Source organism: Brachybacterium atlanticum, from assembly GCF_025669985.1.
Lineage (GTDB): Bacteria > Actinomycetota > Actinomycetes > Actinomycetales > Dermabacteraceae > Brachybacterium > Brachybacterium conglomeratum.
On record NZ_JAKJJW010000025.1, the window covers coordinates 33,344 to 51,873 of the forward strand.

Consider the following 18,530-nt stretch of genomic DNA (forward strand, 5'->3'; position numbering starts at 1 on the left):
TCAGGGCCCGGCGACGAGCAGCACGAGGGACCCCTCGTAGCGCGGCAGGGTGCGCAGTGCGCCGTGTCGGGCGTCCCAGGTGCCGTCGAGCAGGTCACCGGCGAGCTCCCGGGTGAAGCGGTCGATCACCGCGGGCTCGACGAGGCTCCAGGCCGAGCAGGCGCGCTGCGCCTCGAGATCGAGCAGGTGCTCGGGCCGTCCGTAGTAGGCCTCGGTGAACCCGTCGGTGCAGCCCTGCGGGATGAGCACGGTGCTGATCGAGACGCTGCCGCCGAGCCCGTCGGCGAGCGCGTCAGGCGACGGGTAGCGGCGCGCCTCGACCTCGAGCACCTCCGGCGCGTACTCCCGCACCCAGAACTCCTCGACGCGGCTCGGGTCGCAGGTGAGGATCACGACCGGGCCGCGCGTCACGCGTCGGAGCTCCGCCAGGCCCGCAGGAAGGTCCTGCCATTGGTGGACGCTGAAGGTGGTCATGGCGGCGTCGAAGGAGTCGTCGGCGAAGGGCAGCTGCTCGGCGGTCGCGTCCACGGCCGGGGCCAGGTGGGCGGGGCGCTGGGCCCGCATCACGGCGGAGGGCTCGACGGCGGTGACCTCCCGGTCCGTCGGCTCGTAGGAGCCCGCCCCGGCGCCGACGTTGAGCACGGTGCGCGCCTCGCCGAGCGCCTGCGCGATCACGGAGGCGAGGCGAGGGTCGGGGCGTCGGTAGCGGGAGTAGGTGGACCCGAGGGCGCCGTAGTCCGCATCCCCCGCGCTGCCGTCCTGCCTGCGCTGTGCCATGGGTGTCAGCCTAGTGAGCGGTGCGACGGAGTGGTCGAAGGGGTCCCGCCGCCCGCGTCGCTCCGCTCGTCTGTCACACCCCGCTCCTAGGCTCGTGAGCATGTCGCCGTCGCGCCGCTCCGCTGCGCGCTCTGTCCCCGCCGATGCGGTGCGGGCCGAGCGCGAGCGGATCCGTGCGCTCCTGCTCGCGCAGCGTCCCGAGCTGGGCGTTCGCCTCGCCGTCGGCCCGAGCGGTGCGCTCGTGATCCCGCTGCGCAGGGGCGGGAGCGTCGAGATCGGCAGGATGCGCCGACGCGGCACGCCCCGTTGGGTCGTGGTCGCCCCGTCGGCGGCGGGCGCGCGGGTGCGGGAGCCCGCGACGCCGGGCGCGATCGTCCGGGTCGTCCTCGCCGCGCTCGACGAGGACGCGACGGGCAGGTCGCTCAGCGCGGTGCGATGAGGTCCGCGAGGATCTCGATCTGGGGGCGGAGGATGCCCTCGCCGAGGGCGACCGCATCGGGGCCGAGCTGGCCGAACAGGTGGGCGCTGATCACGCCGACGAGTCCCGACCAGGCCGTGACGGCGCGGGCGGCGGTCGCGGCGTCGGCGTCGATGTCGAACTCGCCGAGGTGCTGCGCGAGCAGGTCGGCGACGGAGGGGGCGAGCGCCGGCGACTCGCCGAGCGGTCGATCCCCCCGGGCCGCGTCGGCCGCGATCGCGAGCACCTCTCGGGTCACCTGCGTGCCGGGGGCGTTCGTGGTCTCCGACGGCGCCGCATAGCCCGGGACCGGGGTGCCGTACAGCAGCGACCAGCGCTCCGGGGCGGCGAGCGCCCAGCTCGACATCGCCCCGCCGAGGGCGAGGAAGCGCTCGCGCGGTCCGTCGCCGGCGCCCGCGAGGCGCTCCTCGACCACGGCGGCGAGGTCCTCGTAGGCGTCGACGATCAGCAGGGTCAGCAGCTCGTCGCGGCTGGCCACGTAGCGGTAGACCGCCGAGGAGACCATGCCGAGGCCGCGGGCGATCTCGCGGACGCTGAGGCCGGCGACGCCGCTCTCGGCGAGCTGGGCGTTCCCGAGCTCGACGACGCGGGCCATGGTGCGCTCCCGGGCGAGGGCGCGGGATGTCGGTGCAGCGTTCATGCTCCGCATCCTCCCACACTCCGAGAGCACTGCTCTTGACGTCGAACCGAGAGCGGTGTTCACTGTTCTCGACAGAACAGAGAGCAGTGCTCACTTCCGGGAGGCAGTCATGCATCACCTCGTCATCGGAGAAGGACAGATCGGCCGCGCGATCATCGAGCGGGCGCTCGCGGACGGCGACACCGTCACCGTGCTGCGCCGCACCGCGAAGGACCCCTCCCCCGGGATCCGGCGCGTCGCCGGGGACGTGCTCGACCCGGCGGCGCTCGGGGCCGCGATCGACGGCGCGGACGCCGTCCACGCCACCTTCCACGCCCCCTACGACGCCCGGCTCTGGCGCGAGCAGCTCCCGCCCCGCGAGCTCGCCGTGCTCGACGCGGCCGCCGAGCGCGGGATCCCCGTCGTCCTCCCCGAGTCCTTCTACGGCTTCCAGGGCGGAGCCGCATCCCTCGCCGAGGACGCCTCGCCCAGTCCGCAGGACGAGAAGGGACGGGTGCGGGTGGAGCTGCTGGCCGCGCGCCGCGCGCACCGGGCCCGCACCCTCAGCGTCATCGCCTCGGACCTGATCGGGCCGAGCACCGTCGGCACCGGGGCGGCGGTCGCGACCGCGATGGTGATCGAGCCGCTGCTCACCGGGCGCCGCGCGATCCTGTTCGGCCGGGCCGACGCGCCGCACACCCTCACCCACGTGCCGGATCTCGCGGCGGCGATGCTCCACGCCGCCCGCCGCGCCGAGCACCTGACCGGAGCCGCGGGCGATGCGGTGCTGAACGCCCCTGCCGCCCCCGCCCGCACCCAGCGGGAGCTGATCGCGGAGGCGTCCCGGCTCGTGGGCGCGCCCGCCCGTCGGCCGATCCCGATCCCCCGCGCAGCACTGACCCTGCTCGCGCCGTTCAACACCTTCGCCCGTGAGCTCCACGGGATCTCCGGGCTCTGGTACGGGCCGTGCGTGCAGGTGCCGGGGCGTCTCGAACGGGAGGAGGGGCTCGTCGCGACGAGCTGGGAGGACGCGGTCGGCGCAACGGTCAGGGCAGCGCAGGGCGCCCGCGACACAGGGGCTGTTAGCGTCGCCCCATGAGCGACTCCGCTGCCCCCGTCGGCCCCTCCCTCCATCTCTCCGTCGTGATCGACCGCCCCTGGCGTCGTGTGTACGAGTACGTGAGCGATCCGCGGAACCTGCCCCGCTGGGCGGCGGGCCTCGCCGGCAGCGAGGTGCAGCGCGAGGTCTCCCAGTGGTCGATGAGCTCGCCGATGGGGCGGGTGCTGGTCAGCTTCGTCCCCGAGAACGAGCTGGGCGTGGTGGACCACACCGTCACCCTCCCCACCGGCGAGTCCGTGCTGAACCCGCTGCGGGTGCTGACGCTGACGGAGGAGAGCTGCGAGGTGGTGTTCACCCTGCGCCGCGGTTCGATGAGCGAGGCCGAGTTCGACGAGGACGCCGCGGCTGTCCGGGCCGACCTCGAGACGCTGAAGGGGATCTGCGAGCAGGGCTGATCCTCCGGGCAGGGATGCCCAGGGGTGTCGGGCCAGCCCGACACCGACCGTCCCGGTGACAGGATGGGCCTCCCGGCGATCCGGCCCGAGAGTGGAGGCATGACCACGATGACCCTGCCCCGCACGGCCGACGAGACCCCCGCCCCGGCCCGGGGCGTCGGCGCCTGGGCGTCCCGGATCGGCCGCTTCCTCGGCTACTCGTTCCTCGCCCTGGTGCTCGGCGCGATCGGCTTCTCCCTCGTCATCGCCCTGCTCTCGGCGGGCGCGGCGACCGTGGTGGTGTGGGTCGGGCTGCCGATCCTGGTGGGCGGGGTGCTCGTCGCCCGCGGCTTCGCGGCGGCCGAGCGGGCCCTGCAGTCCGCGATCCTCGGCACGCACCTGCCCACGCCGCTGCCGAAGCAGCCGCGCGCCGGCGCCGGGTGGGTGCGACGGATGCTCACCCCGCTCACCGATCCGCAGCGCTGGCTGGACTCGCTGTGGGTGCTGGTGAACTTCCTGCTCGCCCTGATCACCTTCCCACTCGTGATCGGCTGGACCCTCGGGGCGATCGCCACGGTCGGCGGGCCGGTGGCGACGCTGATCCTCGAGAACGTACTGCCGCCGGAGGAGACCGACGGGCTGGGCACCCTGCTCGGCGTGCCCGAACCCTACGTGCTCCCGGCCGATGCCCTGCTCCAGTTTCTCGCGGGCCTGTTCTTCCTGTTCACCGTCGGCCCCGTGGTACGGGGGCTGACCGCGCTTCATCAGGGGGTCGGCCGCGGGCTGCTGAGCTCGCGGCACGAGGAGCAGCAGCGGCTCCAGCGCGCCGAGGAGTCCCGTGCCGCGGGCCGCTCGGCGGAGTCCGCGGCGCTGCGCCGCCTCGAGCGGGACCTGCACGACGGTCCGCAGCAGCGGCTCGTGCGCGCCTCCATGGACCTCGCCCGGATCGAGTCCCTCACCGAGAAGGATCCCGAGCGGGCACAGGCCGTGCTGCGCGAGGCGCGAGAACAGCTGGGTCTCACCCTCGACGAGCTGCGTCGGCTCTCGCGCGGGATCGCCCCGCCGATCCTGGTGGACCGCGGCCTGCCGGCGGCGCTCGCCGAGCTCGCGGCGATCTCCCCGCTGCCGGTGCAGGTCGAGGCCCCGGAGCTGGACCTGCCCGAGCATGTCGAGATCGGCGTCTACTACGTCGTCTCGGAGGCGCTGACCAATGCCGCGAAGCACTCCGGGGCCGGGTCCGTCGTGGTGGAGGTGGCTCGGATCGGCGAGGATGTGCGGGTGAGGATCGAGGACGACGGGCGCGGCGGTGCGGAGATGCGCACCGGCGGCGGGCTCGCCGGGCTCGCAGGACGGGTCGCCTCGCTCGAGGGCGGGCTGAGCGTGCACTCCCCCGAGGGCGACGGCACCCGGGTGGAGGCGGTGATCCCGTGCGCGTCCTGATCGCCGACGACTCGGCGCTGCTGCGCGAGGGACTGCGCCTGCTGCTGGAGGATGCGGAGCACGAGGTGGCGGGCACCGCCGCGACGGGCACGGAGCTCGTGGCCCGGGCGCTCGAGCTGCGGCCCGACCTGGTGATCTCCGACATCCGCATGCCTCCCTCCCACAGCGACGAGGGACTGCGGGCCGCGAAGGAGATCCGGGCCGCGTGGCCGCAGGCGCCGATCGTCCTGCTGAGCCAGTACGTGGTGGTGGGCTACGCGACCGAGCTCATCGAGTCCGGGGCGGAGGCGACGGGCTATCTGCTCAAGGACCGGGTGTTCGACATCCGCTCCTTCCTCGAGTCGATCGAGCGGGTCGCCGCGGGCGGGGTCGCGATCGATCCCGATGTGGTCGCTCAGGTGATCGCCTCCCGGCGTCGCTCGCCGCTGGACGACCTCACCCCGCGCGAGCGGGAGGTGCTCGAGCTGATGGGCGAGGGACTGACGAACGCCGCGATCTCCGAGCGGCTGTTCCTCAGCACTGGAGCGATCGAGAAGCACACCCAGCGGCTCTTCGCGAAGCTCGGGCTGAGCGACGACGCGAGCGTGCACCGGCGGGTGACGGCGGTGCTGACGCTGCTGGAGAAATAGTCGATCCGTCGCGTCGCACGGCGCATCATTCCTCCACAGTCGGGGGCTGTGCACAATTCTTGTCGAGGTATTGACAGGCCCACTTCCTCGCATTTTCCGCGGTCAACCCAAGGCGTCAACATCGAACCGTTCCTCCGACGGATCCGACAGGGCGCGCGCGACGGGCAACCACTCGTCACATAGAGCATGACCAGCACTCTCACCGCGCAGACGCCGCTACGGCCACCTCAACCTTTCCTCAACACACCCACGTTCTCCACAGTTCTGTCCACATTTACGAGGAGGCCGTCGGATTCATCCACAGATTCCCCTCAGGCCTGGTGTCACAAATCGCACACAAGTACGATGGAGGCATGGCTCACACGAGACGGCAGGACGACGGGGACCGCCCCGGTGGGGACTCACCCCGCCCCGGCGCAGAGCCCCCGTCGGCCCGCGCGTCCGGGCCTCACGGCGGTTCTGAGCCGGCCGGCGGTTCTGCAGCGGTCGACGTCCTGGATCGGGCCGCCGCGCAGCTCGCAGGCCTCGGCGCCGATCCGTCGGCCCGCGAAGTCCTCGCCGAGCTGCTGACCTCCACCCTCCACGCCTTCACCCGCACCCGGTCGACGCGCGATCCGCTGCCGGACACCGCCCCCGGCAGCGCCGAGGAGGCCCTCGCCGTGCTCGCCGGGCTCGATCACCTGCGCTCCGCACTCGCCGCGATCGACTCGACCTGGCAGGTGCAGGCCGAGCAGAGGATCGCTCGCGACGACGAGGCCCACGACGTCCCCGCCTCCCGCCGTGGCAAGGGTGCATCCCACGAGATCTCGCTCGCCCGTCGCGTCTCCCCCTCTTCCGGCTCCTACTCCCTCGCCGCGGCGCGCCGGCTCGTCCAGCAGCTGCCCGGCACCACCTCTGTGCTGCGCAGCGGACGGCTCACCGCAGAGCAGGCCTCGACCGTCGCGACCACGCTCGACGGCGCCTCCCCGGAGACCTGTGCACGGATCGACCGACTGATCGCCGAGGAACCCGACGCGCTGCAGGGGCGTGGGAGGAAGCGCCTGGCCTCCGAGCTGCGCGGCATGGTCCAGCAGCTCGAGCCCGAGGGCTCACGGGACCGGGCCGAGCGCGCCGCACGCGCACGCCACGTGACGATGACGCCGCTGGCCGACGGGATGGCGCGGCTCAGCGCGGTGCTGCCCGGCCTCGAGGCGGCCTCCGTGATGCAGACCCTCCACGCCCGCTCCGAGTCGCTCCGCGCCGCCGGCTCCCGCACACCCGCACGCGCCCTCGAGGCGGACCTGCTGGTGGATGCCGTGCTGCGAGCAGCCCCCACGGGCACCGCCCTCACCCCCACCGCCGCCCGGCCACGGCTCGACCTCGGCATCGTCATCACCGACAGGGCGCTGCTCGGTCGCGGTGACGAGGAGGAGTGCGCCCTGCTCGAGGGCTACGGAACGATCCCCGCCCACGTCATCACCGACACCCTGCAGGGCCGGCCTCCCGGACGGATCCGCGAGGTGGGGTCCGAGGATCCGCCGGTCATCAGCGGGACTCCTGCTGCGGAAGGTCCGTTCGACCCGGACGATCCCGTAGGGACCAACGATCCACACGGTGCCGGTACCAGCGATCCACCGGACCCATCCGCCTCGATCGAGCACCCCGACCAGGAAGCCGCCGCGGTCTTCCGTCGGCTGTACGCGAGTCCGCGCCCGGGCGAGCTGGTGGCGATGGAGTCCCGGGCGCGCGCCTTCCCCGTCGGGCTCTCCCGGCTGATCCGTCTGCGGGACGTCACCTGCCGCACGCCCTGGTGCAATGCGGTGATCCGCCACATCGACCACGTCGTGCCCCATCACCGCGGCGGGCCGACCAGCTACGAGAACGGCCAGGGCCTGTGCGTGCGCTGCAACCTGGCCAAGGAGCACGGGCAGTGGGAGGTCACGGCAGCCGACGCGGAGGCCGGGGCCGGGGCCGAAGCCGGGGCCGGGGCCGGGGCCGACGGCTCGACCCGACATCGCTGGATCAGCCCGCACAGAGCCGTCGGCTACTCGTCCCCGCCGAGCGTGATCCCTCCGCCCCTCCGCGCCGAAGGGTCCGCTCATACCTCTGGGAACGACTCCGCCCCGACGGAGGACGGGGGCTCCCCGCTCGGCGGCGATGCAGGAACTCCGTGACTCCCCCCGCCCCCGCCGCCTACGCTCGCGCTGACAGCCGACGAAGCGACTGGATCCCGGGTCAGCGGACCTTCCGGGCCAGCGTCGTGATGACGTGCCAGTGCTTCTTCTCCGCGAGGAAGCGGCCGTCCTCGTCGCGCACCGAGCGGTCGATCACGTGGAAGTCGCGGAACATCGCGTCGATCTCGTGGAGCGGGAGCGTGGCGACATCGGGCAGCTCCGCCCAGGAGTCGTTGGGGCCGAAGAAGTCCACCGCCATCACGCCGCCGCGGGGGAGGGCGCCGACGAGCTTCGCCCACACCTCCGGCAGCGCCTCCGGGCCGAGCAGGCCCAGGGTGTAGGTCGAGTAGACGATCTGCGCGGACGGGAACCCCGCCACGTCCTGGATGTCGGTGTGGTGGAAGGTCACCGAGCCGCTCATGCGCTCGTTCTCCACCAGGCGGGCAGCGAGGGTGTCGTCGCTGTCGTAGGCATGGACCTGCCAGCCGCGCCGGGCGAACTGAAGGGAGTCGGCACCAGCGCCGGCCCCCAGATCGAGCACGACCCCGGGACGGCGGTCACCTCCGGCCGCAGAGATCGCCTTCCCCACGAGCCGACGGGCGGGACGGCCCGCGGCGTGGGCGTTCAGCGCCGCCCAGTCAACCTTCTCCGCCGTGTCCATGTCTGTCAGGCTCCACCATGCCGATTCCCAGTTCAACTTCCCGTGACCCAGGCCGCGTCCTATTTCGTCACGGGCGAACAGGAGCCTCTCGAAGGGTCACCGCGCGACGCCTCTAGGATGGCGGGATGACGGCCACCTCCCTGCGGATCGCCGCGGTCTGCCTGCACACCTCCCCGCTGACCGAGCCCGGAGGCGCGGATGCGGGCGGCATGAACGTCGTGGTGCTCGAGCAGTCCCTCGCCCTCGCCCGGCTGGGCCACCGCGTCGACCTCTTCACCCGACGCTCCGACCCCGACGCCCCGGCCGTGGTCGAGGTCGCCGACGGGGTGCGCCTGCTGCACCTCGACGCGGGTCCCGCCGGCCCCGTCGCCAAGAGCGAGATGGACGCGACGATCCGGCCCTTCCGCGAGCAGCTGCGGCCGCAGCTCGCCGACGGCGAGTACGATTTGGTCCACTCCCACCACTGGTTCAGCGGCGTCTCCGCCCTGCCCCTCGCCCGGGAACTGGACCTCCCCCACCTGCAGTCCTTCCACTCGGTCGCGGCGCCCGAGGGCTCCTCGACGCTCGAGGCCGGGGAGCCGGCCGAGTCCGAGGGCCGCATCCCCGGCGAGCAGTTCGCCGCGACCGGCTCCGACCTGGTCATCGCCGTCTCCGACGCGGAGGCGCGCACCGTCGTGGAGCGCTACGGCGTTCCCGGAGAGCGCCTCGCCGTGGTCCGCCCCGGCGTGGACGTGGACCGCTTCCACCCCTGCGAGGACGTGCAGGCCCGGCGCCACCGCCCCACCCTCCTGTTCACCGCGCGGATCGAGCCGCTGAAGGGCCCCGACCTGGCGCTCGAGGTCCTCGCTCGGATCGACCCCGCACGGGGCGCGCGGCTCGTGCTGGCCGGCTCCGCCGCCCCCGCCTTCGCCGAGTACCTCGAGTCGCTGCGGGCCCTCGCGAAGGACCTCGGCGTCGAGGACCGGGTCGAGATGGTCGGCACCCTGGACCGCGATCAGCTCGCCGAGGCGATGCGCTGCGCCGGCGCGCTGCTGCTGACCAGCTGGTCGGAGACCTTCGGCCTCGTCGCCCTCGAGGCGCAGGCCAGCGGCACTCCCGTCCTCGCCTGGCGCGCGGCCGGCGGCGTGCGGGAGGCCGTCGCGCCCGACGGCCCGGTGCAGGGCAGCCGCGACCCCGACGTCTGGGCCGAGGCCCTCGAAGCGCTCCTCGACGACGAGGACCGCTACGCGGCGGCGGTCCGCGCCGCCCGCGAGTTCGCCGCCTCCCGCACCTGGGAGGCGACCGCCGAGGCGCTCGCCTCCCAGTACACCCGTCTCGTGGAGGAGCGCGCATGAGCACCGACCCCTGGCAGCTGCTCGGGACCGCACGCACCGTGCTCGCCGTCCACGCCCATCCCGACGACGAGTCGCTCTCCACCGGCGCGCTGCTCGCCGCGCTCGCCGCCGACGGCACCCGCGTCGTGCTCGTCACCGCGACCCGCGGCGAGGAGGGCGAGATCGTCCCCGGCGCGGTCGCCGACGGGGACGAGCGCCCCCTCGAGGAGATCCGGGAGCAGGAGATCGATGCCGCGACCGCCGCGCTCGGGATCGCCGAGCGGCACTGGCTGGGCACCGCTCCCGCGCTCGCGCCCGGCGCGGCCCCGCGCCGCTACCGCGACTCGGGCATGGCCTGGGTGCGCGAGGGGCTCGCCGGCCCCTCCCCCGACGCCGGCCCCGACAGCTTCTCCCTCGCGCCGCTCGAGCAGGCCGCGGACGACCTCGTCGCCCTCGTCGAGCAGTCCCGTCCGGACGTGCTGATCGGCTATGACGACGAGGGCACCTACGGGCATCCCGACCATGTGCGCGCCCATCACGTCGCCGTCGCCGCGGCCGAGCGGACCGGCGTGCCGCTGGTGCAGATCGCGAGCGACGCCGCGGCACCCGGCACCGTGGTGCGCGAGCTCCCGCAGACCGCGGACGCGGTGAAGCGGGCGGTGGGCTCCTACCGGACCCAGCTCACGCTGCGCGGACCGGTCGAGGGCGGGTTCGCGATCCGGCACGTCGGCGGGCAGGACGACACGGTCGCCCTGCGCACCGGGCTCCGGGGCTGAGCACCTCGCTCCGGGGTCTCAGAGGCTGACGTCCAGCAGCGTCGGCAGGTGATCGCTGGCGCCCGAGAGCCGCTCCTCGCCGACCCGCGCGGTGGAGCGGACGGCCCGCGCGTCGCGCACCCGCACGCCCTCGCCGACGAGGATCGCGTCGATCCGGCGCACCGGACCGGCGGCCGGGAACGTGTGCTCGGTCTGCCCGGCCGGGTCCCGCAGCAGCGGGTCGAGCAGACCGCGCGCCGCGCCGTCGGCGGTCTCGTTCAGGTCGCCGCCGCCGATCACCGGCGCCCCCGCCCCGCGCACCAGCGCCGCGACGTGCTCGGCATGGCGCAGACGGTTGTCCTCCTGCAGCGCGAAGTGGAGCGAGGAGACGACGACCTCGCCGCCGCCGGGGACCGACAGCCGTACCGCGGCGACCCCGCGCGGGTAGGTCGAGTTCAGGTCCGTGACGCTCTGCGCGACCGGGTGCATGCCGCGGCGGATCACCTGCGCGGCGACGTCCTCGGTCGCGAGGATCGCGAGGCCCCGCCCGCCGAGCCCGCCGACCAGGACCCGTCGGCCGATGCGCCGGGCGAACCAGGCCAGCCGCGTCGTGGGCAGCACGAAGCGGGGCGCCTCCTGGACCAGGAGCACGTCGGGGTCGAGATCCTCGACCGCCTCGATCAGCGCATGCAGGTCGCCGCGCAGCTCCCACAGGTTCCAGGACAGGATCCGCAGGTCCCAGCCCCCGCGACCCGAACTGCCTCGGGCGGCGCTCACGGGATCGGCTCCTCGGCCACCTGCGGGGCGATCACCCGCTCGACGAGGTTCGCGAGCTCCTCGACCTCGTAGCCGGGCCAGCCGAACAGGACTCGCCTCCATTCGGGCGGGACGGCCTTGTGGCCGAGCGCCGCCCCCATCAGGGAGCCGGTGATGCAGGCGACGGTGTCGGTGTCGTAGCCGGCCCGGGCCGCGGCCTCGAGCGCGGCGACCAGTGCGTCGCGCTGGGCGAACTTCCCCTCGGGGATCGGGCCGACGCCGGCGATCGCCGCCCACGCCGCCTGGAAGGCGCCGACGACCCAGCCGTTGCGGCGGAACATGACCGGGGTCGACTCCTCCGCCTCCTCGATCCGATCGAGCCAGACCGTGCGGCGCTCGGGCTCGAGCTGGTCGAGGCCGACGCGCACGTCGAGCTCGCCGGTGAGGATCGCGTGGCGCACGGCGAAGCCCCACAGGATGCAGGCCTCGATCGTGTCCGGATGCACGTGTGTCAAGCGGCACACCGAGGCGATCGCCTCGGCCGCGTCCGCGTCCGGGGAGAGCAGATAGGGCAGCACCGAGGCGTGGGCGCGCATCAGCGAGCCGTTGCCCGCGGAGGTCGGGTGGTCCTCGTGCGCCTTCGCGGCCGCGGCCCGGAAGTCGACCGCGCGGGGCGCGTAGTGGCCCGCCTCGCGGCCGATGTCCGCCGCGGAGCGCAGCACGTGGGAGGTGAGGTTCCCGATGTCCGGGGTGCCCAGCGACCACGAGTACCACTCGCGCGCGATGTGGTCCTGCGCGGACTCGAGCCGCAGGTCATGGTGGTCGGAGGCGGCTAGAGCGGCTTCGAGCACGACGATCGCCATCGAGGTGTCGTCGGTCCACTCCCCCGGCTGCCAGCCGAGCACGCCGCCGCCGATCATGGCGATCTCCTCGGAGTCGACGACGGGGGCCTGGAACTCGTAGGGCGCTCCGAGCGCGTCCCCGGTCGCCGCGGCCACGACGGCGCCGACCGCCCGCTGCCGCTGCGCCGCGGTCAGCCCGGGGGGCTGGGAATGCTTCTCGTCGGTCCTCACGAGCCCATGGTTCCACAGGTCAGGCCCGGGCCGAGCCCCGTTACCCTGGTGGGGACCGAGAAGGAGCCCCATGACCGACACCCCCGCGGAGCCCCGCCCGCACTGCGACGACCCCCACGATCCCCATGACCACACCGGTCATGACCATCCCCCCACCGGGGCGGATCTCGTCCGGGACCTCGTCAAGGGCCTGTCGATCCAGGCCCTGCTGATCCCCGCCCTCGCGATCGTGATGCTGGTGGCGATCCTGCCCTTCGCCCCCACCACGCCTGTGCCGCTGCTGCTGGGCATCGGGCTGGGCGCCCTGCAGCTCGTCTCCCTCGTCGCGACGAGCCTCTTCGTCGCCCGCACCCGCCGCCAGCTCGCCGTGAACCCGGGGCTGGTCGCGGTGCGCAGCGTGCTCGAGGAGGTGCTGCGCATCGCCGCGGTGCTGCTCGCTCTCGTGCTGTGGCCGGCCGACATCCGCTCCGAGCTCGGGGTGTGGGTGGGCGCCGGCTGCGCGCTCGTGTGGATCGTGCTGGCGACCGCGCAGACCGTCGCGACCCGGCGCCGCATCGCCACGCCCGGCGACTGGTCCGAGGAGGCGATCTCGACCCTGCTCTCCCAGCGCGTCGGCGCCCGCGAGACCGTCGTGATGCGCCTGCTGGACGTGCTCGGCACCGTGATGTTCCAGCTCGGCGCGACCGTGCTCGTGATCCTCTCGCCCGTGCTCGCCGTCGGCACCGCCGTGCTCTCGATCGGCACCGGGTTGTCGACCCTCGTCCTCCAGCGCAGGCCTCCGGCGGAGCGCTCCCGCACCCCCTGGGCGTACATGCCCGTCGCCCTCGGTGCGCTGACCCTCGCCCTGGCCGTGCTCGGACTGCTGAGCCTCTGACCGACCGACCCCACCACCCCTGCAGGAGCCGATGATGACCGCAGCCCTCCCCTCCGGACTCGACCTCGAGCAGGTCGACGCCGCCGCCCGCCCCCAGGACGACCTCTTCGGCCACGTCAACGGCCGCTGGCTCGCCGAGCACGTGATGCCCGCCGACCGGTCCAGCGACGGCGCCTTCCACGCGCTGCGCGACCTGTCCGAGGAGCGGGTGCGGGAGATCGTCGAGGAGGCGGCCGACGACGTCGCGCGCAGCGCGGACGAGACGGGGAGCCTGCCGGTCCCGACCACCGACCATGCCCGGATCGGCACGCTGTACCGCATGTTCATGGACACCGAGGCGATCGAGGCCGCGGGCCTGTCCGGCCTCGCCGACCTGCTCGACGAGATCGGGGCGACCGGGGACCTCGAGGGCCTCGTGCGCCGGATGGCGGCGCCCGACTCGGGGGCCTCGGCGGTGCTCGCCTACGTGTGGACCGACGACCACGACTCCTCCCAGTACCAGGTCAAGATCCATCAGGGGGGCCTCGGCCTGCCCGACGAGTCCTACTACCGCGAGGAGCACCACGCCGAGACCCGCGAGGCCTATGCCGCGCACCTGGCGAACCTCGCCCGCCTCGCCGAGCTGCCCGGCCGTGCCGGGCTCGCCGCCGGCGGCCCCGAGGAGCTCGCCCGCGCCGTGCTCGACTTCGAGACCCGCCTCGCCGCCTGCCACGTCGACGTGGTCCGCCTGCGCGACCGGGAGAAGTCCGACAACCCCATGGACGCCGCGCAGCGCCGCGAGCTCGCCCCCGCCTTCCCCTGGGACGCGTACATCGAGGGCACCGGCGCGCCGGCCGCGGCCTTCGACGTGGTCTCCGTCGGCCAGCCCGAGTTCGTCTCCGCCGCCGCGGAGCTGCTGGCCGGGGAGGACCTCGCCGTGCTCCGCACCTGGCTCGCCCTGCACACCGTCTCCTCCTACGCCCCCTATCTCCCCGCCGCGCTGGTCGAGGAGGACTTCGACTTCTCCGGTCGCGTCCTCTCCGGTGCGGAGGAGCTGAAGGAGCGGTGGAAGCGGGGCGTGGCCCTGGTCGAGGGCGCGGTCGGCTTCGCCGTCGGCCGCGAGTACGTCGCCCGGCACTTCCCCGTCGCCCACAAGGAGCGGATGACCGCGCTGGTCGACGCCCTGATGGACGCCTACCGCGACTCGATCAGCTCGTTGGACTGGATGACCCCGGCCACCCGCGAGAAGGCGCTCGCGAAGCTCGAGAGGTTCACCCCGAAGATCGGGTACCCGGAGAAGTGGCGCGACTACGACGGCCTCGAGCTCGTCCCCGGCGACCTCGTCGCGTCCGTCCGCGCCTCCCGCCGCTTCGAGGCGGACTTCGAGTTCTCGAAGGTCGGCGGGCCGATGGACGAGACCGAGTGGCACATGACCCCGCAGACGGTCAACGCCTACTACAACCCCGGCCGGAACGAGATCGTCTTCCCCGCCGCGATCCTCGAGCCCCCGTTCTTCGACGCGGAGGCCGACGACGCCGTGAACTTCGGCGGGATCGGCGCGGTGATCGGCCACGAGGTCGGCCACGGCTTCGACGACCAGGGCTCGAAGTACGACGGGGACGGCAACCTCGTCTCCTGGTGGACGGCGGAGGACCGCGAGGCCTTCGACGCCCGCGCCGCCCGTCTCATCGCGCAGTACTCGGAGCTCTCCCCGCGCGAGCTCGACGACTCCCACCGCGTCAACGGCGCCCTCACCATCGGCGAGAACATCGGCGACCTCGGCGGGCTCTCCATCGCGGTCAAGGCCTATCTCGCCAGCCGCTCCGAGGAGGAGGCCGCGGCCGAGCTCGACGGGCTCACCGGCCTGCAGCGCGTGTTCTGGTCCTGGGCGACCGTGTGGCGGGGCCGGAACCGGCCGCAGGAGGCGATCCGCCGCCTGGCCGTGGACCCGCATGCGCCGATGGAGTTCCGCTGCAACACGGTCGCCGGGCACCTCGACGAGTTCCACGAGGCCTTCGACGTGCGCGAGGGCGACGGCATGTACCGCGCCCCCGAGGAGCGGGTGAGCATCTGGTGAGGCCCGATCCGCCCTTCCACGTCGGGCGGACGGTGCCCTCCTCCGTGGGCTGGACCCGCGTCGTCGTCACCGTGGTGGCGGGCCTGATCGTGTCGGGCCTGCTGCTGCAGCGCGGCTCGGCGCCGGGCGCGATCGCGGTGCTCGCCGCCTTCGCGCTGCTGGCGCTGTGGACGTGGATGGGCCAGGCCACCCGCTTCGTGGTCGACGGGAACGGGGTCACCGTCAGCCTCGGCGGCTTCCTGCCCCGCCGGGTCTGGCCGATCGAGGACTTCCGCACCGTGCAGCTGCGCGAGATCCCCACCGGCACCGTGGGCGTCGCCCTCGGCGGCTACGGCTGGCGGCGCGGGAGGGCGATGACCCCGAAGCCCGAGGAGCTCACCCCCGTCGGCCGGCGGAAGATCTTCACCCTCGCCGAGCAGCAGCGGCCCTACCGGATGCTGGTCACCCGGCCGGGGACGAGCGTGGAGATCATCGGGACGAAGGACACCTGCTACATCCTCTCCCCCGTCGACCCCCAGGCGGCCGCCGATGCGATCGACCAGGCCATCCGTGCCCGCCGCTGAGCGTGGTCCTGGGCTAGACTGTCTGCTCGTCATCCACTGACAGGGGAGCACCGTCCGGTGCTGAGAGTGCGCCGACGGCGCAGACCCTCGAACCTGATCCGGCTCGCACCGGCGTAGGGAGTCGGGATTTCCGTGGAGCACCGCCGGTGCTCCGCGCCCCTTCCAGGACCTGGGAGGAGACGTGATGACTCGTTATCGCACCGTCGATCTGCTGGTGACCGTGCTGATCGGGGCGGCCTTCGGGGTCGCCTTCCTCGGCTACGGCCAGCTCTACACCCTGATCGGCCCGCTGACCGCGGCGTTCAAGCCTGCCGAGGGGCTGCTGGCGGGGATCTGGTTCCTGCCCGCCGTGCTCGCCATCCTGCTCGTGCGCCGGCCCGGGGCGGCGCTGCTGGCCGGACTGCTCGCGGCCGTCATGTCGATGCTGCTGGGCAGCCCGTGGGGCTGGAGCACTGCGGTCTCTGGCCTCATGCAGGGCGGCGGGGTCGAGCTCGCCTTCCTGCTCACCCGCTACCGCCGCTTCACGCTGCCCCTCGCCGTGCTCGGCGGAGTGCTCGCCGGGCTGCTCGAATGGGGCTGGGAGAAGATCGTCTACTACCAGGAGATGAGCTGGCTGTTCTCCGGCACGATGCTCGCCTTCTTCCTGCTCTCCGGCGCGGTGCTGGCCGGCGGTCTCGGCTGGGCGGCGAGCCGGGCGCTGGTCGCGACCGGCGCAGTGGACTCCCTGGCCTCGGGCCGGGAGGCGGCCCGCGCGGTGGAGGCCTGAGCACCGGGACCGTCCCGGCCGCGTCCGTGCACGTCGACGGGCTGCGCTGGCGGCCGCTCAGCCGGCGCGAGCCGACCATCGAGGGGCTCGACCTCGCGATCCCGCCCGGGCAGCGAGTGCTGCTGGCCGGGGCGAGCGGCAGCGGGAAGTCGACCGTGCTGCGGGCGCTGGCCGGGCTGCTGGACCCCGAGGACGGGGACGGCGAGGGGCTCGTCCCCGCGCCCAGCCGGCCCGGGGAGCGGGGCCTGCTGCTGCAGAACCCGGTGCACGCCCTCGTCGGCGCGACCGTCGCCCGCGACGCCGCCTTCGGACCGGAGAACGCGGGCCTGCCCCGGCCGGAGCTCACCGAGCGCGCGACCCGGGCGCTCGAGGCAGCGCGAGTCGACCTCGACCCCGAACGGGCGCCGCTGGACGCCTCGGGCGGCCAGCAGCAGCGGATCGCGCTGGCCGGCGCACTGGCCCTGCGCCCCGACCTGCTGCTCCTGGACGAGCCGACCTCCATGCTCGATGCCCCGACAGCCGAGGAGGTGCGCCGGGCGATCCTCGCGGTCACGGGCCGCCGCACCCTCGTCGTCGCCGAGCACCGGATCGGGCCCTGGCTGCCGCACGTGGACCGGCTGATCGTGCTCGGCCCTCGCGCCCGGGTGCTCGCCGACGGGCATCCGGACCAGCTCCTCTCCCACCGTCGCGAGGTGCTGATCGAGGCGGGAGTGCTCGAGGACGAGGCCGCCGCCGAGGAGGCACCGGGCCCGGCCGAACCCGGCGAGGCCGTCGCCGCGCTGCGCGGCGTCACCGTGCCCGCCCGGGGGCTCACCGTGCCGCAGGAGCTCGAGCTGCGCGCTGGGCGGCTGACCGCGCTGACCGGCCCGTCCGGTGCGGGCAAGACCTCCCTCCTGCGCGTCCTCGTCGGCGCGACGGAGCCGGGCGCGGGCGCCGTGTCCCGCCCCGAGCCCTCCCGGATCGCCCTCGTCCCCCAGGACCCCGAGCACTCCTTCGTCGCGACGACCGTGCGGGAGGAGGTCCTCGCCTCTCCCTGGGCCACGGACGAGGACCTCGCGGACGAGTTCCTTCAGCGGGCGGGCCTCGCCCCGCTCGCCGGCGCCCACCCCCACCGCCTCTCCGGCGGCGAACAGCGCCGTCTCGCGATCGTCGCGGCCCTCGCCCAGCGCCCCGACCTGCTCGTGCTCGACGAGCCGACCGTGGGCCTGGACGCCCGGCGGCGCCGCGAGGTGCTGGAGCTGCTGCTCGAGGCGAGGGCCCGCGGCACGGCGGTGCTCGCCGCGAGCCACGACGAGCTCCTCGTCGCCGCGGCCGACGCGCACCACGACCTGCCCGCCCCGGCGCCGGGCGCGGTCCCCACGCCCTCGCCCCGCCGGGTCCCGGCCGACGCGCTGAACCCGCTGACGCTGAGCCTGATCGGGATCCTCGCCGCGATCGGCTCCTTCGCCGTGCAGAGCTGGCAGGGCGGGCTGCTCGCCCTCGCCCCGACCGTGCTGCTCGCCCCGCTGGCGGTGCGGAGCCTGCGCGGCGCGGCCCTGCGCCTGCTCCCGATCCTGCTCTCCGCGGCGGGGCTCGCCTGGACCACGGCGCTGCTGGGCGAGGCGCCGGCGCTGTCCGGGGAGGCATGGCTCATCGGCCTGAAGGAGGCCGCGCGGATCACCGCCTTCGTCGCCCCCGGGGTGCTGGCTCTCGCCTCCGTGCGCCCCACCCCGCTCGGGGACGCGCTCGGCCAGCGCCTGCACCTGCCCGGACGGCCTGTCACCGCCTCCGTGATCGCGCTGGTGCGGGTGGGGCATCTGGGCCGGCAGTGGGCTGCGATCCTCGAGGCCCGCACCCGCCGCGGCCTCGGCGGTCCCCGCTCCCCCCGGGTGCTCGCGGGCGCCACCCTCGCCCTGCTCGTGGACACGCTGCGCGGCGCCGAGCAGCAGGCCCTGGCGATGGACTCCCGCGGCTTCGCGACCGCGACGCACCGCACCTGGGCGGCGCCGAGCCCCGTCGGCCCCGCGGACCTGCTGGGGGTCGTGATCGCGGCGGGGCTGCTGGTGTGGCCGCTGCTGGCAGAGCTGCTCGTCGGTGCTGCGTAATACGCTGGGGCGATGACCGACGACTCCCTGGATCCCGAG

At 74.2% G+C, this 18,530-nt stretch carries 18 protein-coding genes and 1 riboswitch; of the genes, 13 read left to right on the forward strand and 5 right to left on the reverse strand.

The window, feature by feature from the left end; translation table 11 throughout:
* Positions 1–777, reverse strand: a complete 777-nt coding sequence (locus L3K22_RS12165; protein ID WP_263311601.1) for a class I SAM-dependent methyltransferase — start codon at positions 775–777, stop codon at positions 1–3.
* 100 nt (positions 778–877) lie between these two features.
* Here L3K22_RS12165 and L3K22_RS12170 point away from each other — a divergent pair, with 100 nt between their 5' ends.
* Positions 878–1,216, forward strand: coding sequence for a hypothetical protein (locus L3K22_RS12170; RefSeq protein WP_263311602.1), 339 nt, complete (start codon positions 878–880; stop codon positions 1,214–1,216).
* Here L3K22_RS12170 and L3K22_RS12175 read toward each other — a convergent pair.
* Positions 1,200–1,895, reverse strand: a complete 696-nt coding sequence (locus tag L3K22_RS12175; RefSeq protein WP_263311603.1) for a TetR/AcrR family transcriptional regulator — start codon at positions 1,893–1,895, stop codon at positions 1,200–1,202. The two genes, L3K22_RS12170 and L3K22_RS12175, sit on opposite strands and share 17 nt — an antisense overlap.
* Before the next feature lie 109 nt (positions 1,896–2,004).
* Between L3K22_RS12175 and L3K22_RS12180 the strand changes: the two genes are divergently transcribed.
* The 5 genes from L3K22_RS12180 to L3K22_RS12200 all read left to right on the forward strand — a co-directional run bounded on the left by L3K22_RS12180 (position 2,005) and on the right by L3K22_RS12200 (position 7,590).
* Positions 2,005–2,973 (forward strand): NAD(P)H-binding protein, encoded by a 969-nt coding sequence (locus L3K22_RS12180; RefSeq protein ID WP_263311604.1) that lies wholly within the window; start codon positions 2,005–2,007, stop codon positions 2,971–2,973.
* Positions 2,970–3,389: an SRPBCC family protein gene (locus tag L3K22_RS12185; RefSeq protein WP_263311605.1), complete on the forward strand. Its 420-nt coding sequence runs from the start codon at positions 2,970–2,972 to the stop codon at positions 3,387–3,389. Before L3K22_RS12180 ends, L3K22_RS12185 begins: the two co-directional genes overlap by 4 nt.
* Before the next feature lie 99 nt (positions 3,390–3,488).
* Positions 3,489–4,808: a sensor histidine kinase gene (locus tag L3K22_RS12190; RefSeq protein WP_263311606.1), complete on the forward strand. Its 1,320-nt coding sequence runs from the start codon at positions 3,489–3,491 to the stop codon at positions 4,806–4,808.
* Positions 4,796–5,437: a response regulator transcription factor gene (locus L3K22_RS12195; protein WP_263311607.1), complete on the forward strand. Its 642-nt coding sequence runs from the start codon at positions 4,796–4,798 to the stop codon at positions 5,435–5,437. The genes L3K22_RS12190 and L3K22_RS12195 overlap by 13 nt, the downstream gene beginning before the upstream one ends.
* Before the next feature lie 353 nt (positions 5,438–5,790).
* Positions 5,791–7,590, forward strand: a complete 1,800-nt coding sequence (locus L3K22_RS12200) for an HNH endonuclease (RefSeq protein ID WP_263311608.1) — start codon at positions 5,791–5,793, stop codon at positions 7,588–7,590.
* Between the two features lie 61 nt (positions 7,591–7,651).
* Here the strand turns inward: L3K22_RS12200 and L3K22_RS12205 are convergent, their stop codons facing one another.
* Positions 7,652–8,251 (reverse strand): class I SAM-dependent methyltransferase, encoded by a 600-nt coding sequence (locus L3K22_RS12205; RefSeq protein WP_263311609.1) that lies wholly within the window; start codon positions 8,249–8,251, stop codon positions 7,652–7,654.
* Between the two features lie 125 nt (positions 8,252–8,376).
* Between L3K22_RS12205 and L3K22_RS12210 the strand changes: the two genes are divergently transcribed.
* Together L3K22_RS12210 and L3K22_RS12215 are read left to right on the forward strand one after the other, a co-directional pair.
* A complete protein-coding gene (locus tag L3K22_RS12210; protein WP_263311610.1) occupies positions 8,377–9,585 on the forward strand; it encodes a glycosyltransferase in 1,209 nt (402 codons plus the stop codon).
* Positions 9,582–10,340, forward strand: a complete 759-nt coding sequence (locus L3K22_RS12215; protein WP_263311611.1) for a PIG-L family deacetylase — start codon at positions 9,582–9,584, stop codon at positions 10,338–10,340. Before L3K22_RS12210 ends, L3K22_RS12215 begins: the two co-directional genes overlap by 4 nt.
* 18 nt (positions 10,341–10,358) lie before the next feature.
* Here the strand turns inward: L3K22_RS12215 and L3K22_RS12220 are convergent, their stop codons facing one another.
* The gene (locus tag L3K22_RS12220) at positions 10,359–11,096 is read right to left on the reverse strand and encodes an endonuclease/exonuclease/phosphatase family protein (protein ID WP_263311612.1); all 738 of its coding nucleotides are present in this window, start codon (positions 11,094–11,096) and stop codon (positions 10,359–10,361) included.
* Positions 11,093–12,148: an ADP-ribosylglycohydrolase family protein gene (locus L3K22_RS12225; protein WP_263311613.1), complete on the reverse strand. Its 1,056-nt coding sequence runs from the start codon at positions 12,146–12,148 to the stop codon at positions 11,093–11,095. Before L3K22_RS12225 ends, L3K22_RS12220 begins: the two co-directional genes overlap by 4 nt.
* Before the next feature lie 70 nt (positions 12,149–12,218).
* Here L3K22_RS12225 and L3K22_RS12230 point away from each other — a divergent pair, with 70 nt between their 5' ends.
* From L3K22_RS12230 to L3K22_RS12250, 5 genes are all read left to right on the forward strand, one after another.
* Entirely contained in the window at positions 12,219–13,022 is an 804-nt protein-coding gene (locus L3K22_RS12230) for a hypothetical protein (protein WP_070500822.1), read from the forward strand.
* A 31-nt stretch (positions 13,023–13,053) separates the two neighbouring features.
* Positions 13,054–15,078, forward strand: coding sequence for a M13 family metallopeptidase (locus tag L3K22_RS12235; RefSeq protein WP_308445934.1), 2,025 nt, complete (start codon positions 13,054–13,056; stop codon positions 15,076–15,078).
* Positions 15,075–15,641 (forward strand): hypothetical protein, encoded by a 567-nt coding sequence (locus L3K22_RS12240; RefSeq protein ID WP_263311615.1) that lies wholly within the window; start codon positions 15,075–15,077, stop codon positions 15,639–15,641. The genes L3K22_RS12235 and L3K22_RS12240 overlap by 4 nt, the downstream gene beginning before the upstream one ends.
* Positions 15,642–15,672: 31 nt before the next feature.
* A riboswitch (TPP riboswitch) is annotated at positions 15,673–15,778 on the forward strand.
* A gap of 47 nt (positions 15,779–15,825) precedes the next feature.
* Positions 15,826–16,407: an ECF transporter S component gene (locus L3K22_RS12245; RefSeq protein ID WP_263311616.1), complete on the forward strand. Its 582-nt coding sequence runs from the start codon at positions 15,826–15,828 to the stop codon at positions 16,405–16,407.
* 26 nt (positions 16,408–16,433) lie between these two features.
* A complete protein-coding gene (locus tag L3K22_RS12250) occupies positions 16,434–18,491 on the forward strand; it encodes an ATP-binding cassette domain-containing protein (protein ID WP_263311617.1) in 2,058 nt (685 codons plus the stop codon).
* Positions 18,492–18,530 lie beyond the last annotated feature (39 nt).